Source organism: Bradyrhizobium ivorense (assembly GCF_900696085.1).
Classification (GTDB): domain Bacteria; phylum Pseudomonadota; class Alphaproteobacteria; order Rhizobiales; family Xanthobacteraceae; genus Bradyrhizobium; species Bradyrhizobium ivorense.
Map to the genome: position 1 here is coordinate 14,281 of NZ_CAADFC020000020.1, position 16,274 is coordinate 30,554.

The 16,274-nt window shown below is 65.6% G+C and carries 13 protein-coding genes and 1 pseudogene; 13 read left to right on the forward strand and 1 reads right to left on the reverse strand.

Annotated features, from left to right (window positions below; all coding sequences use genetic code 11):
- Positions 1 to 2: 2 nt before the first annotated feature.
- A complete protein-coding gene (locus CI41S_RS26360; RefSeq protein ID WP_139862276.1) occupies positions 3 to 3,125 on the forward strand; it encodes an efflux RND transporter permease subunit in 3,123 nt (1,040 codons plus the stop codon).
- A gap of 2 nt (positions 3,126 to 3,127) precedes the next feature.
- The gene (locus tag CI41S_RS26365; RefSeq protein WP_139862277.1) at positions 3,128 to 3,970 is read left to right on the forward strand and encodes an amidohydrolase family protein; all 843 of its coding nucleotides are present in this window, start codon (positions 3,128 to 3,130) and stop codon (positions 3,968 to 3,970) included.
- 6 nt (positions 3,971 to 3,976) lie between these two features.
- On the opposite strand, the gene erpA is transcribed toward CI41S_RS26365, so the two are convergent.
- Complete coding sequence (gene erpA / locus CI41S_RS26370) at positions 3,977 to 4,306, reverse strand: iron-sulfur cluster insertion protein ErpA (RefSeq protein WP_139483341.1); 330 nt, start codon at positions 4,304 to 4,306, stop codon at positions 3,977 to 3,979.
- Between the two features lie 167 nt (positions 4,307 to 4,473).
- Here erpA and CI41S_RS26375 point away from each other — a divergent pair, with 167 nt between their 5' ends.
- From CI41S_RS26375 to CI41S_RS26425, 11 genes and pseudogenes are all read left to right on the forward strand, one after another.
- Entirely contained in the window at positions 4,474 to 5,685 is a 1,212-nt protein-coding gene (locus CI41S_RS26375) for a deoxyguanosinetriphosphate triphosphohydrolase (RefSeq protein ID WP_139862278.1), read from the forward strand.
- Positions 5,686 to 5,694: 9 nt separating this feature from the next.
- A complete protein-coding gene (gene argS, locus CI41S_RS26380; protein WP_139862279.1) occupies positions 5,695 to 7,491 on the forward strand; it encodes an arginine--tRNA ligase in 1,797 nt (598 codons plus the stop codon).
- 118 nt (positions 7,492 to 7,609) lie between these two features.
- Positions 7,610 to 9,151, forward strand: coding sequence for an SPOR domain-containing protein (locus tag CI41S_RS26385; protein WP_139862280.1), 1,542 nt, complete (start codon positions 7,610 to 7,612; stop codon positions 9,149 to 9,151).
- 46 nt (positions 9,152 to 9,197) lie between these two features.
- On the forward strand, positions 9,198 to 10,220 hold the full coding sequence (gene nagZ, locus CI41S_RS26390) for a beta-N-acetylhexosaminidase (RefSeq protein ID WP_139862281.1): 1,023 nt from the start codon (positions 9,198 to 9,200) through the stop codon (positions 10,218 to 10,220).
- A complete protein-coding gene (locus CI41S_RS26395; protein ID WP_139483346.1) occupies positions 10,217 to 11,038 on the forward strand; it encodes a segregation and condensation protein A in 822 nt (273 codons plus the stop codon). Before nagZ ends, CI41S_RS26395 begins: the two co-directional genes overlap by 4 nt.
- A 22-nt stretch (positions 11,039 to 11,060) precedes the next feature.
- A pseudogene (gene scpB / locus CI41S_RS26400) lies at positions 11,061 to 11,846 on the forward strand (SMC-Scp complex subunit ScpB); the annotation flags it as partial.
- Between the two features lie 203 nt (positions 11,847 to 12,049).
- On the forward strand, positions 12,050 to 12,283 hold the full coding sequence (locus CI41S_RS26405) for a twin-arginine translocase TatA/TatE family subunit (protein WP_139483348.1): 234 nt from the start codon (positions 12,050 to 12,052) through the stop codon (positions 12,281 to 12,283).
- Between the two features lie 160 nt (positions 12,284 to 12,443).
- The gene (gene tatB, locus CI41S_RS26410; RefSeq protein WP_139862283.1) at positions 12,444 to 12,977 is read left to right on the forward strand and encodes a Sec-independent protein translocase protein TatB; all 534 of its coding nucleotides are present in this window, start codon (positions 12,444 to 12,446) and stop codon (positions 12,975 to 12,977) included.
- A complete protein-coding gene (gene tatC, locus CI41S_RS26415) occupies positions 12,974 to 13,774 on the forward strand; it encodes a twin-arginine translocase subunit TatC (protein WP_139862284.1) in 801 nt (266 codons plus the stop codon). Before tatB ends, tatC begins: the two co-directional genes overlap by 4 nt.
- A gap of 78 nt (positions 13,775 to 13,852) precedes the next feature.
- The gene (gene serS, locus CI41S_RS26420) at positions 13,853 to 15,184 is read left to right on the forward strand and encodes a serine--tRNA ligase (protein ID WP_139862285.1); all 1,332 of its coding nucleotides are present in this window, start codon (positions 13,853 to 13,855) and stop codon (positions 15,182 to 15,184) included.
- Positions 15,185 to 15,328: 144 nt separating this feature from the next.
- Positions 15,329 to 16,252, forward strand: coding sequence for a hypothetical protein (locus CI41S_RS26425; RefSeq protein WP_139862286.1), 924 nt, complete (start codon positions 15,329 to 15,331; stop codon positions 16,250 to 16,252).
- Positions 16,253 to 16,274: the final 22 nt, after the last annotated feature.

A 16,274-nucleotide genomic window follows, 5' to 3' on the forward strand; every position in this document is an offset into this window, starting at 1 on the left:
CGATGACGCTGTCCGAGCTCTGCATCCGCCGCCCGGTGATGACCACGCTGATCACGGCGTCGATCATCGCGTTTGGCGTGTTCGGCTTCCGCCTGCTGCCGGTCTCGGCGCTGCCCAAGGTCGACTTCCCGACCATCGCGGTGACCGCGACGCTGCCCGGCGCCAGTGCCGACACCATGGCCGCCTCGGTCGCCGGCATCATCGAGCGCCAGCTCTCGACCATCGCCGGCATCTCCTCGATGTCGTCGAACTCGTCGCAGGGCACCAGTGTCATCACCATTCAGTTCGACCTCAACCGCAACATCGATGCTGCCGCGCTCGACGTGCAGACCGCGCTGACCATCGCGCAGCGCCGGCTGCCGATCGAAATGACGATTCCGCCGAGCTTCCGCAAGGTGAACCCGGCGGACTTCCCGGTGCTGTTCGTCTCGCTCGGCTCGGCGACGCTGCCGCTGTCGTCGGTCAACGAGTATGGCGACATCACGATTGGGCAGGCGTTGTCGCAGCTGCCCGGCGTCGCCCAGGTGCTGATCTACGGCGCGCAGAAATTCGCGATCCGGGTCCAGGCCGATCCGGAAGCCGCCGCCGCCCGCGGCGTCTCGATGGAGGACATCCGCGCCGCGGTGTCGCGCGCCAATTCCTCGACCCCGGTCGGCACGCTGAACGGTCCGAAGCAGGACGTCGCCCTGCAGGCCTCCGGTCAGATGGACAAGGCGGCCGACTACCGCCAGATCTACGTCGCCTGGCGCAACGGCTCGCCGGTGCGGCTGGACGAGATCGCAAAGGTCTATGATGCCGTCGAGAACGACAAGATCGCGACCTGGATGAATGACGAGCGGGCGATCGTGCTCGCGATCCAGAAGCAGCCCGACGCCAATACTGTGGCGGTGGTCGACGCCGTGCTGGCCAAGCTGCCGGCGCTGCGCGCGGCGATCCCGCCGTCGGTCACCATGCAGGTGATGATGGACCGCTCGGTCTCGATCCGGCAGGCGGTCAGCGACGTCGAGGAAACCCTGCTGATCGCGATCGGGCTCGTGATCCTGGTGATCTTCCTGTTCCTGCGCTCGGCCTCGGCGACCTTCATTCCGGCGCTGGCGGTGCCGATCTCGCTGCTCGGCACCTGTGCGGCGATGTATGCGCTCGACTACTCCATCAACAACATGACGCTGCTGGCGCTGACGCTCTCGGTCGGCTTCGTGGTCGACGACGCCATCGTCATGCTGGAAAACATCATGCGCCACATCGAGCACGGCATGAAGCCGTTCGAGGCGGCGCTGAAGGGCGCGCGCGAGATCGGTTTCACCATCATCTCGATCACCTTCTCGCTGATCGCCGTGTTCATCCCGGTGCTCTTGATGGGCGGCATCGTCGGCCGTGTGTTCCGCGAATTCGCGGTGACGATCTCGGTCGCGATCATCGTCTCCGGCTTCGTCTCGCTGACGCTGACCCCGATGCTGTGTGCGCGCGTGCTGCGGACGCATGACGCGACCAAGCGGCCGAACATCGTGCTGCGGGCGTTCGAGGCGGTGTTCGAGTCGTGGCTGAAAGCCTATGAATGGGCGCTGGACTGGGTGCTCGCCAAGAAGGCCCTGATGCTGGTGGTGACGCTGGCGACGCTCGGCGGCACCATCTACCTCTACATGATAGTGCCGAAAGGCTTCTTCCCGCAGGAGGACACCGGCTTCCTGATCGGCGTGACGGAAGCGGCGACCGACACCTCGTTCGAGGCGATGAAGGTCCGCCAGCAGGCGCTGGTCGAAGTGCTCCGCACCGATCCGGCGGTCGACTACGTCAATTCCACCGTCGGCTCCGGCGGTCCCAATCCGACCACCAACTACGGCCGCCTGTTCATCGCGCTGAAGGACCAGAAGACGCGCGACAACGCCGCGGTCGTGATCGGCCGCCTGAGGCAGAAGGCCCGCCAGATCCCGGGCATGCAGGCGTTCTTCCAGAGCGTCCAGAACCTCAATATCGGCGGCCGGGTCTCGAAGAGCCAGTATCAGTATGTGATGCAGAGCGGCGACACCGAGGCGCTGTACCGCCTGGCGCCGGAGATGCGGGACAAGATCGAGAAGATCCCGGGCCTGCTCGACGTCACCACCGACCTCTACATCAAGAACCCGCAGATGACGGTCGACATCGACCGCGAGAAGGCGGCGGTCTACGGCATCACCGTCGACCAGGTGCGCAACCAGCTCTACAACTCTTATGGCGCGCGCCAGGTCGGCACCATCTACATGCCCTCCAACGACTACCAAATCATTTTGGAGGTGCAGCCGCAGTTCCGGGTCGATCCGTCCGACCTGTCCAAGCTCTATATGAAAACCGGCACCGGCCAGACCATTCCGCTGGATGCGGTGGCGAAGCTCGTTCCGACTGTCGGGCCACTCCAGATCAACCATCAGGGCCAGCAGCCGGCGGTGACGATTTCGTTCAACCTCGCGCCGGGCACGTCGCTCGGCTACGCGGTCGACAAGATCACCGAGCTCGAGCAAAGCGCCAATCTGCCGCCGACCATCGTGACCGGCTTCTCCGGCACCGCGCAGGTGTTCCAGGATTCGCTGCGCGGGCAGGGCGTGCTGATCCTCGCCGCGGTGTTCGCCGCCTTCGTGATCCTCGGCATTCTCTACGAGAGCTTCATCCATCCGATCACCATCATCTCCGGCCTGCCGTCGGCCGGCATCGGCGCGATCCTGACCTTGATGCTGTTCAACATGGAGCTGTCGGTGATTGCGATGATCGGCATCGTGATGCTGGTCGGCATCGTCAAGAAGAACGCGATCATGATGGTCGACTTCGCGCTGGAGCGGCGCCGCGTCGGGCTGAGCGCCGAGCACGCGATCCGCGAGGCGGCGCTGCTGCGCTTCCGACCGATCATGATGACGACGTTCGCGGCGATCTTCGGCACGCTGCCGATCGCGCTCGGCGCCGGCGCCGGCGCCGAGCTGCGCCAGCCGCTCGGTGTTGCCGTGGTCGGCGGCCTCTGCGTGTCGCAGCTGCTGACGCTGTTCATCACGCCGGTAATCTACATCTATCTCGACCGCATCGACCGCAGGCTGCGGCGCAAGCTCGATCCGCAGCTTGAGGCCGAGGTCGAGCGGCCGCAGGTGGTCGCGGCGGAGTGACGATGCTGCGCGGCGCGCACCATCTCGTCGTCGCCGGGATCGCAGCGCTGGCCGCGCTGGCATCCTGGTCCGCGGCGGCGGCCGAGCCGATCGAGATCTTCGACGCGCATCTGCACTACAATTGGGAGCCGAAACCGTTCTACCAGCCCGACGAGGTGCTGGCGCTGTTTCGCAAGCACCATGTCACCGGCATCCTCGCCACCAGCCGTCCGAACACCGGAACGCATGTGCTGGTCGAGCGCAAGGCGGACGGTCTGCAGGTGGTGCCGTTCATCCGGCCCTATCGCGTCAGGCCGGATATCCAGACCTGGTTCAACGACCCCACGATTTTCGATCTGATCCAGGACGAATTCAAACGCGGCTACTATCGCGGCATCGGCGAGTTTCATCTCCACGGCAAGGCGGCGGAGAGCGAATGGGTGAAGAAGATGGTCGACTTCGCGGTCGCCAACGATCTTTATCTTCACGCCCATTCCGATGCCGAAGCCGTCGAGATCCTGATGCGGCACAATCCGCGGGCGCGGATCATCTGGGCGCATACCGGCTTCGGTCTCGCGACCGATCGCGTGGCGGAGATGCTGACGAAATATCCCAAGCTATGGGGCGAGCTGTCCTATCGCGGCGGTATCGTCGACGGGGCAGGGAAGCTGACACCGGAATGGCGGTCGCTGTTCGAGCGCTTTCCGGATCGCTTCATGCTGGGCTCCGACACCTGGATCTCGGAGCGCTGGGCGAGCTACGGCGAGATCATGGCCGGCTATCGCGGCTGGCTGGATCAGCTGGCGCCTGAAGTCGCCGCGAAGATCGCGCATGGCAACGCGCGGGCGCTGTTCGCCGCGCGCTGATCGAGGTCAGATCGAGAAACTGGTGCCGCAGCCGCAGGAGGCGGTAGCGTTCGGGTTGACGACGCGGAACGAGGCGCCGATCAGGTCGTCGACGAAGTCGACCTCCGAGCCCGCCAGGAACGGGACCGAGGCGGGGTCTACCAGCACGACGGCGCTGTCCCGCTCGATCACGAGGTCGTCATCGGCCTGGGTATGCTCGACATCGAATTTGTACTGAAAACCGGAGCAGCCGCCACCCTCGACGGAAATGCGAAGTTTTGCGCCGTCGCCTTCCTTGCTCAGGATCTGCCCGATACGGCGGGCGGCCCGTTCGCTGACAGTGATGGCAGCAGTCATGGTCATCGGTCTCCGGTCCTCTTATTTGAAGCATGATCTGATCGGAAAACCGGTGGCCACTTTTCCGGATCATGCTCGCGCGTCATACCCATTTTATTTGGTATCCGCCGCTATCAATAGTTAAGTGCGTCGGGCCATGGAATCAAATGGATAAGGACTAAAATACCGTGTCGGTCGGAATGGCTGCTCCCCGCGCGCCTTATGCCTGCGACCCCGATCGCAGCCGGGGCCGGCTGGTCGCCGAGCCGCCGAGCCGGACCCGCAGCCCGTTCCGGCGCGACTGCGACCGGGTGATCCATTCCACCGCGTTCCGCCGCCTCAAGCACAAGACCCAGGTCTTCATCTTCCACGAGGGCGACCACTACCGCACCCGGCTGACCCATTCGCTGGAGGTGGCCCAGATCGCCCGCGCGCTGGCCCGCCAGCTCGGGCTCGACGAGGATCTGACCGAGACGCTGGCGCTGGCCCACGACCTCGGCCACCCGCCTTTCGGGCACGCCGGGGAGCGGGCGCTCGATGAATGCCTGAAAGGCGACGGCGGCTTCGACCACAATGCGCAGACGTTGCGGGTCGTGACCTCGCTGGAACACCGCTACCCTGAGTTCGGCGGGCTGAACCTGACCTGGGAATCGCTCGAGGGCATCGTCAAGCACAATGGCCCGCTGACCGCGCGCAGCGGCGCGCCGATCGGACGCTATCTGGAGAGCGGCGGCATTCCCGTCGGCATTGCCGATTACACCAAGACTTACGACCTCGAGCTCTGGAGCTACGCCTCGCTCGAGGCGCAGATCGCGGCCTTCGCCGACGACATCGCCTACGACGCGCACGACATCGATGACGGCCTGCGCGCCGGCCTGTTCGCGGTCGATGATCTCAAGGAGATGCCGCTGACCGCCGAGATCATCGGCGAGATCGACCGGCACTATCCGGCGCTCGACGAGATCAAGCGCGGCGCCGAGCTGGTGCGCGAGCTGATCTCCCACTTCATCAGCGCGGTGTTTACCGAGGCGAGCCAGCGCCTGGCCGCCGCCCAGCCGCAGTCGGCCCACGATGTCCGCCACTACCATGCGCCCCTGATCGGCTTCCCGCCCGACGTGGCGGAGGAGGAGGCGGCGATCAAGGCGTTCCTGTACCGGCGGATGTACCGGCATCACCGGGTGATGCAGATCATGGGTGACGCCGAGCAGGTGGTCCGCGACCTCTACGAGCGCTACCGGCAGTCGCCGGGCGACCTGCCGGCGGAATGGATCGAGGGCACCGAGCAGGAGACCGACAGTGAGCGGAACAGGCGGATCGGCAATTTCATCGCCGGGATGACCGACCGTTTCGCCCTGATCGAACACCACAGGCTTTTTGACTCGACCCCGGATTTGCGTTAGCGCCCTGCCATGGCCGACACCCCTGCTTCACCACACCTTTTTGCCGACGTGCTGGCGCGCGTGCACGCGATCTGCGCCGCGATCGGAGCCGAAGATAACTGGCCCGCCGGCATCGATCTGTCCCGCGTCGTGGTCGAGCCGCCACGCGATGCCAGCCATGGCGACATGGCGACCAACGCCGCGATGGTGCTCGCCAAGGACGCCAAGGCCAAGCCGCGCGAGCTCGCCGACAAGATCGCGGAGCGGCTGCGCGCCGACGACCTGGTGGCCTCGGTCGATGTCGCCGGTCCCGGGTTCATCAACCTGACCTTGAAGCCGCAGATCTGGGCCGACGCACTGCGCGCCGTGCTGGCGGCCGGTGCGGCGTATGGCAAGAGCGACGTCGGCAAGGCCGAAAAGGTCAATGTCGAATACGTCTCGGCCAATCCGACCGGGCCGATGCATGTCGGGCACTGCCGCGGCGCCGTGTTCGGCGACGCGCTGTGCAGCCTGCTGCAATTCGCCGGATTCGACGTCTGCCGCGAATATTACATCAACGACGCCGGCGCTCAGGTCGACGTGCTCGCGCGCTCCGCATTCCTGCGCTACCGCGAGGCGCTCGGTCAGGACATTGGCGCGATCCCGGAAGGGCTCTATCCCGGCGATTACCTCGTGCCGGTCGGCGAGGCGCTCGCGAAGGAGTACGGCGACAAGCTGCTTGGTATGACGGAGTCCGCGTGGCTTCCGATCGTGCGCGACAAGGCGATCGCCATGATGATGGAGATGATCAAGGGCGATCTCGCCGCGCTCAACATCCATCACGACGTGTTTTTCTCGGAGCGTTCGCTGATCACATCGGGCAACAACAAGGTCGCCGAGACGATCGATTTCCTGCGCGCCAAGGGCGACATCTACGAGGGCCGGCTGCCGCCGCCGAAGGGCAAGCCGGTCGAGGATTACGAGGACCGCGAGCAGTCGCTGTTCCGCGCCACCGCCTATGGCGACGACGTCGACCGTCCGCTGATCAAGTCGGACGGCAGCTACACCTATTTCGCATCCGACATCGCGAACCACCGCAACAAGTTCGAGCGCGGCTTCACCAACCTGATCGACGTGTTCGGCGCCGATCACGGCGGCTACATCAAGCGGATGCAGGCGGCGGTGAAGGCGGTGACCGCGGGCAAGGCCGTGCTCGACGTCAAGATCGTGCAGCTCGTCAAACTGCTGCGCGACGGCGAGCCGGTGAAGATGTCGAAGCGCTCAGGCGAATTCGTCACGCTGCGCGAGGTGGTCGACGAGGTCGGCTCCGACGCGGTGCGGTTCATGATGCTGTTCCGCAAGAACGACGCGGTGCTCGATTTCGACCTCGCCAAGGTGATCGAGCAGTCCAAGGACAACGCCGTGTTCTACGTCCAGTACGGCCATGCGCGGGGCCATTCGATCTTCCGCAATGCGCGGGAGGAGGCGGTTCCGGATCTGCCGCAGGCGGACGAGGCCCGGCTGGCGTATTTGCGGAGTGCCGCCGTGGAGCGGCTGACCGACCCGGCCGAGCTCGACCTGCTGAAGCGGCTTGCGCTTTATCCCCGGATGATCGAGGCTGCGGCCATTGCGCATGAGCCGCACCGAATCGCATTTTATCTGTATGATTTGGCCAGCGAATTTCATGCGCTGTGGACCAAGGGGCGGGATTTGCCCTATTTACGCTTCATTATCAATAATGATGCAGAAATCACAAAGGCGCGACTGGCAATGGTTCAGGGCGTCGTCTCGGTTCTGGCATCGGGCTTAGCTGTTCTAGGCGTCCACGCTCCGACCGAGATGCGGTAGGCAGGGGCATTTGGCTCTCACGAGTGGGGATTTGTGAGAGCATCTGGCAGGGGCCAATTCGTTCGGACCGGCAGCGCCGGCGATCTTGGCGCTGTCCCGAAGGGGATGCATCATCACGATGGCTGATCGATATCAGGACCGACCTTTTCCCGCCGCTGACGATTACGATCGCGGTGCTTATCCCGACGCGGCCCCGAAGGCCGAGGGCGACCCGCTTGCCGAGCTGGCCCGGCTGATCGGCCAGACTGATCCGTTCGGGACCGCGAGCAAGACGCAGCCGCCGCATCCGCTGCTGTCGCGTGCCAATGCGCGGCCGCCAGCCCAGCAGCATGCTCATGAACCGCCGGCGGAAGATGAGGATACGCGACCTGCGGGCCCGCCGCCCTGGATGCAGCGTGCGCGCCAAGAGCCTCGCCAAGAGCAGCCTCGCCAGGAGCCTCAGCCGCCCGCGCCGGTGGCGTACGATGAAGAGCCCGAGCAGGATTATCAGCCGAGCGCGGTGCATCCGTTGCACCGTTATGCCGCCAAGCCGGCGCCTGTGCCCGAGCCGGAACCTGTCGTGCCGTATCAGCCGGCTCCGGCCTTCCAGCAGGCCGACGGTTTCGACGAGGAGTTTCGGCATCAGGACGACGGTCGCCAAGGTCACGGCCAAGGTCACGGTCAAGACCACGATCCGTCGCGCTATGACGACGCCCTGTACGGGCAACTGGAAGCCACCGGCGAGCACGATTTGCAGCGCGATCCGGCCTATCCGGACGATCCCTACGCCTATCAGGACTATGAGGAAGAACCCGAGCCGCGCCGGCGCAGCAGGGGCGTGATGACGGTTGCCGCGGTGCTCGCGCTCGCGGTGATCGGGACCGGGGGCGCGTTCGCGTACCGCACCTATGTAGGTTCGGCCCGCAGCGGCGAGCCGCCGATCATCAAGGCCGACAACACGCCGACCAAGGTGATCCCGGCGCAGGCCGACGCGCCAGCGAAGACGCCGGACCGCATGGCCGCGGGCGACGGCACCGAGAAGATCGTGTCGCGCGAGGAAACCCCGGTCGACCCCAGCGCGAAGGTCTCAGGACCGCGCGTCGTGCCGCTGGTCGCCAATCCGAATCCGCCGCCGCTGTCCAGCGTGCAGACCACGCCGCCCCCACCGGCGCCGGCCACGGCGAACGGGACGCTGCCGAACAACGAGCCGCGTAAGGTCCGGACCCTGTCGGTCAAGGGCGATACGCCTGACGGTGCGCAGGCCGCAGCCAAGCCGCCGGCACCCCCCAAGCCGCAGGTTCCGCGCAGCAACCCGGCATCGGCCAACGCCAGCGTGAATTCGCCGTTGTCGCTGACGCCTGGCCAGGCCGAGGCCCCGGCCGCGCCTCCGACCCGAGTGGCCTCGACCACGACGGCCTCGGTCAGCAGTGGTGGCTACCTGGTGCAGGTGTCGTCGCAGAAGAACGAGGCGGATGCGCAGGCGTCGTACAAGGTGCTGCAGAACAAGTATTCCAGTCTGCTCGCCTCCCAGCCGCTGGTGGTGCGACGTGTCGATCTGGCCGAGAAGGGCGTGTACTACCGCGCCTTCGCCGGCCCGCTCGGCTCCGCGGAGGAGGCGAACCAGCTCTGCAAGAGCCTGAAGTCAGCCGGCTTGCCGAACTGCTTCATCCAAAGAAATTAGCGGCCGTTTCCTTGACCGGTGAGCGGCATGCGGCCTAATCGGCCGAATGACGAACCGCGCATTCATCACCGGCATATCCGGGCTGACCCTCAATGACGCCGAACGCGAATTCATTCGCGCCGAGCGGCCATGGGGCTTCATCCTGTTCAAGCGCAACATCGAGAGCCCGGCACAAGTCTCGGCTCTCGTTGCGGAACTCAAGGCAGCGGCCGGGATGGCCGACGCGCCGGTCCTGATCGATCAGGAGGGCGGACGGGTGGCGCGGCTCGGGCCGCCGCACTGGCCGGTCTATCCGCCGGGCGCGAGTTTTGGCGCGCTGTACGACATCGACCCCAAGCTTGGTTTGGCCGCGGCGCGGCTCAGCTCCCGCCTGATTGCGGCCGATCTGGCCGACCTCGGAATAACGGTCGATTGCCTGCCGCTGGCTGACGTTCCGGTCTCCGGCGCCGATGCGGTGATCGGCAACCGGGCCTATGGAACCGAACCCGGCAAGGTCGCGGCGATCGCCCGGGCCGTCACGGAAGGACTGGAACAGGGCGGCGTGCTGCCGGTTCTCAAGCACATACCCGGCCATGGCAGGGCCACCGCAGACAGCCACTTTCGGCTTCCGACGGTCGATACCGCTCGAATCGAGCTGGAAAGGACCGATTTTGCCGCGTTCCAGCCCTTGGCCGACCTACCGATGGCCATGACCGCACATGTTGTGTTTAGCGCGCTGGACCCCGCCCAACCCGCGACGACTTCTGCGACAATCATCGAACAGGTGATTCGCGGCCGGATCGGGTTTGAAGGTCTGTTGATGAGTGATGACGTGTCGATGAATGCGCTGGCTGGATCGATCGCCGAACGAACGGCAGCCATCGTCAGCGCCGGGTGCGACATGGTCCTGCACTGCAACGGCAATTTCGACGAGATGCGCGAGGTCGCGCGGGAAACGCCGGAGCTGGCCGGCAGGGCGCTTGAGCGCGCCGATCGGGCGCTGGCCGCGCGGCGGCAGCCGCAGCCGCTCGACCGCCAGGCGGCGCGGGCGGAACTGGATGCGTTGTTGGATCGGGTAGGGACGGCATGACCGCGGAAATTCTATCGTTCGAGACCGGGCGGCCGGCCGACCTCGCCGAAGGCGAGCCGGCGCTGGTGGTCGACGTCGAGGGCTATGAGGGCCCGCTCGACCTGCTGTTGACGCTGGCGCGGCAGCAGAAGGTCGATCTGTCGAAGATTTCGATCCTGGCGCTCGCCGACCAGTATCTCTCGTTCATCGAAGCCGCGCGAAAAATCCGGCTCGAGCTCGCGGCCGACTATCTGGTGATGGCGGCCTGGCTCGCCTTCCTGAAGTCGCGGCTGTTGCTGCCGGAACCGCCGAGCGCGGAGGGGCCGAGCGCCGAGGAGATGGCGACCGCGCTCGCCAACCAGCTGCGCCGCCTGGAGGCAATCCGCGAGGCGGCGAACCGGCTGATGAACCGGCCCCAGTTCCAGCGCGATATCTTTCCGCGCGGCAATCCGGAATCGATCGCGGAGATCAAGCATCCGAAATTCACCGCGACGCTGTACGACCTGCTATCGGCCTATGCCACGCAGCGCCAGGCACGCGTGCTGACGTCGGTGCACCTGGCCAAGCGCACGGTGTGGTCGCTGGCCGAAGCGCGCGCCTCGCTGGAGCGGCTGGTCGGCATTTCCGAGGATTGGAGCTGTCTCGACGAATATTTGATGAATTACGTCGCCGATCCCACCCAGAAGGCGACGGTGTTCGCCTCCAGCTTCGCCGCGGCCCTCGAACTGGTCCGTGAAGGCGAGATGGAGATCAATCAGAAGCAGGCGTTCGCGCCGATCTATTTCCGAAAGCGCCCCGCGCAGGCCGCAATGGCTGCGCCGGACCTGTCGGTTGAGTAAGTGGAAGAAGGAGAGCAAGCCGATGGCAAGCTTGGCGGAAGTGCGCATGGACGAGCCCGAGGAGGAGGTTTCTCCGGTGGATCATATGGCGCGTCCTGAGGAATTGCGGCTCCTGGAAGCCCTGCTGTTTGCATCGAGCGAACCGATCGACCAGGCGACGCTGGCAAAGCGGATGCCCGACGGCGTCGACATCAAGAAGGCGCTCGCGCAGTTGCAGGCCGAGTATGCGCCGCGCGGTGTCAATCTGGTTCGCGTGGCCAACAAGTGGACGTTCCGCACCGCCGGCGACCTGTCGTGGCTGATGACCCGCGAGAGCACCGAAACGCGAAAACTGTCGCGTGCCGCGATCGAGGTGCTGGCGATCATCGCCTACCACCAGCCGGTGACCCGCGCCGAGATCGAGGAGATCCGCGGCGTCGTGACGTCCAAGGGAACCATCGACGTGCTGCTGGAGACCGGCTGGATCCGGCCGCGCGGCCGCCGCAAGACGCCGGGCCGTCCGCTGACCTTCGGAACCACCGACGGGTTCCTGTCGCAATTCAGCCTCGAGGCGCTCGGCGATCTGCCGGGGCTCGAGGAGCTGAAGGGAACGGGTCTGCTGGATTCCCGCCTGCCCACCGGCTTCAGCGTTCCGTCGCCGACCGACGATGCGACGCTGCGCGAGGATGAGGAGCCGCTCGAGCCTGGCGACACGCTGGAACTGTTGCTCGCGCCATCGGCTGAGCCGGAGGCTGAAGCCGCACCCGAGGCGGAAGCTTCCGCACCGGAAGCGACTGAAGCTGAAGCGGCCGCACCGGATTCCACGGAGCATGAAGCCCGTGCCGGTGACCACGGCGATGAGGCCGAGGAGAAGGGCGAATAGTCCGGAATATTCCCGGTTAAGCCTAGCAATATTACGTAGCCGCGACAGCGATTTGCCGCGGCTGAAGTCCTTGTTTTTGACACCCCGCGGGCCTACCTTCCGGGCAAAGCTCAGGTCGGCAATGCCGGCCATTTCTGGAGGGTTGCAGGATGGGTTCGCTTAGCATTTGGCACTGGATCGTCGTGATCGCAGTGGTCCTGCTGCTGTTCGGACGCGGCAAGATTTCGGACCTGATGGGTGACGTCGCCCAGGGCATCAAGGCCTTCAAGAAGGGCATGCAGGACGACGACAAGGTCGCCGAGAAGACCGAGCCCGCAAAGGCCATCGATCACAACGCGGCGCCGACCGCGGCGCGCCAGGACGTCGGCAGCAAGGCCGTCTAAAGCCCTTGTCCCGAACCGATATTTCGACGTTTTTTGTTGCGCGAAACGGTGACGCCGCCGCGTGAAAGCGCTATGGACGCCGATTGAGAAAGGCGCCGGCCGCCCCAAATCCTGTTAAGGCAGATGGGGTCGTCAGCGGCGCGCTTAGGCGGAAGCATTCATGTTCGACATCGGGTGGAGTGAACTGGTCGTCATCGCGGTCGTCGCGCTGATCGCCATCGGCCCGAAAGAGCTGCCGGGCGTGCTGCGCATGGTCGGGCAATGGATGGGCAAGGCCCGCAAGATGGCCGCCGAATTCCAGGGCCAGTTCCAGGAAGCCATGCGCGAGGCCGAGATGGCCGACCTCAAGAAGAGCTTTGACGAGGTCAAGGAAGCCGCCACCGGGATCACCAGCGGCAATGTCATGACCTCGCTGCAGAAGGACGTCAGCGACGCCCTGCAGATCGACAAGCCGGTCGATGCCCAGGTGGCGTCCGCGATCGACGCGCCGGTGACGTCAAGTGACGCACCGGTGACGTCAACCGATCCGTTGACACCGACGACGCCGGCCGCACCGACGCCGGAAACCTTCGTCGAGGCCGAGACCCACGCGGCGGCGGGTGAGCCGCTCGCGATCAGCAATGAGGTCAAGCCCGAGCCGCATGATGCGGCGCCGGCGGAGCCCCACGTGTTCAAGGACGCCAAAGCGTCATGAGCGCCGAAGATATCGAGGCCAGCAAGGCCCCCTTGATGGACCATTTGATCGAGCTGCGCTCGCGCCTGATCAAGGCGCTGCTCGGCTTCGGCGTGGCCTTCATCTTCTGCTTCTTCTTCGCCAAGCAGATCTACAACGTGCTGGTGTGGCCGTTCGTCTGGATCGCGGGGCCGGAGAACTCGAAGTTCATTTACACCGCGCTGCTGGAGTATTTCATCACCCAGCTCAAGCTCGCGCTGTTCGGCGCCGGCTTCATCTCGTTTCCGATCGTCGCGACCCAGATCTACAAGTTCGTCGCGCCGGGCCTCTACCGGCACGAGCGCAACGCCTTCCTGCCGTATCTGATCGCCACCCCGGTGTTCTTCGTGATGGGCGCCGCGCTGGTCTATTTCGTGGTGCTGCCGATGCTGGTGCGGTTCTCGCTCGGCATGCAGCAGTCCGGTGGCGCGGAGACCGCGCAGATCCAGTTGCTGCCCAAGGTCGGCGAGTATCTCTCGCTGATGATGTCGCTGATCTTCGCCTTCGGCATCGCCTTCCAGCTGCCGGTGATCCTGACGCTGCTCGGCCGCATCGGCATCGTTACGTCAAAAATGCTGCGCGAGAAGCGGCGCTATTTCATCGTCATCGCCTTCATCATCGCGGCCGTCCTGACGCCGCCCGACGTGCTGAGCCAGGCCTCGCTGGCGATCCCGCTGCTTGCGCTCTATGAGGGCGCCATCATCGCGGTGCGGATGGTGGAGAAGAAGGCCACGACCACGGCCGCCTCGTCGGGGTCGGCGACCAATCCGGCCGAGTAACCCGTCTTCGCTGTTCCAAATTCGCCCCATTTCGGGTACTGGAAACGGCCCTCAAGGCACGATCCTGAAAGTCCCGCCATGCACGATATCAAAGCGATCCGCGACAACCCGACCGCCTTTGACGCCGGCCTAAAGCGCCGCGGTCTGGGCGCGCTGTCGCCGTCGCTGCTGGCGATCGACGAGAGGCGCCGGGTCGCGATCCTGGCCTCCGAGCAGGCCCAGGCGCGCCGCAACGCGGCCTCGAAGGAGATCGGCGACGCCAAGAAGGCCAAGGACGAGGCGCGCGCCGCCAAGCTGATGGCCGAGGTCGCCGAGCTCAAGACCACGATGCCGGAGCTCGAGATTGCGGCGAAGACGGCTGACGAGGAACTGACCCGGGAGCTGTCCTCAATTCCGAACCTGCCGCTCGACGAGGTGCCCGACGGCGCCGACGAGCACGGCAACGTCCAGCACCATGTGTTTGGCAAGCAGCGCGACTACGGCTTTGCGCCGAAGCTGCACGACGACCTCGGCACCGCGCTCGGCGACATGGATTTCGAGGCGGCGGCAAAACTGTCCGGCGCGCGCTTCGTGGTGCTGAAAAAGGGGCTCGCGCGTCTCGAGCGTGCGATCGGGCAGTTCATGCTCGATGTGCACACCGGCGAGCACGGCTATACCGAGATCAATCCGCCGCTCCTGGTGCGCGACGCCGTGATGTTCGGCACCGGGCAATTGCCGAAGTTCGAGGACGACCAGTTCTGGGCGATCAAGGGCGAATTGCTGGCAACGCCGAATGCCGATCTGCGCAGCGAGCGGCTCGGGCTGATCCCGACCGCCGAGGTCTCGCTGACCAATCTCGCGCGCGAATCCATCCTAGATGAGAAGGAGCTGCCGATGCGGCTCACCGCGCTGACGCCGTGCTTTCGCGCCGAGGCAGGTGCGGCAGGGCGTGACACCCGCGGCATGATCCGACAGCATCAATTTACAAAAGTCGAGCTGGTGTCGATCACGACGCCGGAAGCCAGCAAGGACGAGCTCGAGCGCATGCTGGCCTGCGCCGAGGAGGTGCTGCGCCGTCTCGACCTGCACTACCGCGTGATGACGCTGTGCGCCGGCGACATGGGATTCTCGGCGCAAAAGACCTACGACATCGAGGTGTGGATGCCGGGGCAGGGCGACGGCGGCGCCTATCGCGAGATCTCGAGCTGCTCGGTGTGCGGTGACTTCCAGGCCCGCCGCATGGACGCGCGCTATCGCGCGGGGGACGGCAAGCCACGCTTCGTGCATACGCTGAATGGTTCCGGCACGGCGGTCGGACGCGCGCTGATCGCTGTGATGGAGACCTATCAGCAGCAGGATGGTTCAATCGCGGTGCCCGATGTGCTGCAGCCCTATATGGGCGGGCTCAAGGTCATCGAGCACGGCATGTAAGGGGGAGCCAGTGTGATGCCACTGCACCGTGACATCCACTGGCTTGGTCGCCAATGGGCCGTGACCGGCCACGGGCTGCAGCTGATCAATCAGAAGCAGATGGGCTATTACGACATCGAGGTCGCGCGGCTCTGGGAGCCCGGCGTGATCGAGGCGATGCAGTCGAAGGCCTGGATCAACCGCGCCGACTTCGACAAGGCGGTCGAGGTTGCGCGCGGCAAGTTCGCCCATACGGCGCCGGCCGATTATCAACCGGCGGTCGCGCCAGCCGTTGCGCCGATGCCGCCCGCCGCACCGCCCGTGACGCGGGCGCCGGCCGAGCTGCCAACCGGGCCTTCGCTTGAGGAGCTGCTCGCCAAGCTGAAGGCGAGGTCGGCGGCTTCAGCGCCAGCCGCGCAGCCGGCGGATGCGCGCGTCGCCGCGCCGCCTGAGGCGGAGCGGTCCAATCCCATGTCAGAGCTTCTGGAGCCGGAGCTTTCCAAGCCGGAGCTTGCGAAGCCTGAGCGTGCCGCGTCTGAACCTGCGCATGATCCAAAGTCCGAACTCGGCCAAACCGAGCGGCCGAGGCTCGAACCGACCGAACCTCAATCTGCCAGACCCGAACCTGCCAACGCCGAGCTTCGCCCCATCGTGCAGGCCAAGCCCGAGCCGCCGAAGCCCGAGTTGCCGAAGCCTGAGGCTGCCGAGTCTGAGGCTGCCGAGTCTGAACCCGCCAAATTGCACAAGCTCACGCTTCGTCCGTTTGCGGAGGTCGGGCTCGAGCCCAAAGCCGAACCTTCGAAGGCTGAACCGTCCGAGGCTGAACCGTCCAAGGTCGAGCCGTCCAAGCCCGAGCCATCGCAGCCCAAGCCGCGGCAGGCTGAATCTCCGAAGTCCGAACAGCCCCAAACCGCAGCGGCCGAAGCCAACTCGCGCAGGCCGGTGCCGATTCCGATCCGGATCGTTCGGCCGCCGGGGCCGCCCAAGCCGATTTTGCCGGTGTTCAGCCGGAAAATCGCCGGCAGCGCCCGGTTTGTCAGCCCATGGCGCGCGCGCTGGATTTCACCGGGTTTGCCTCCGCGGCCCTAGCCGGTTAAGACGACCGCCAGGT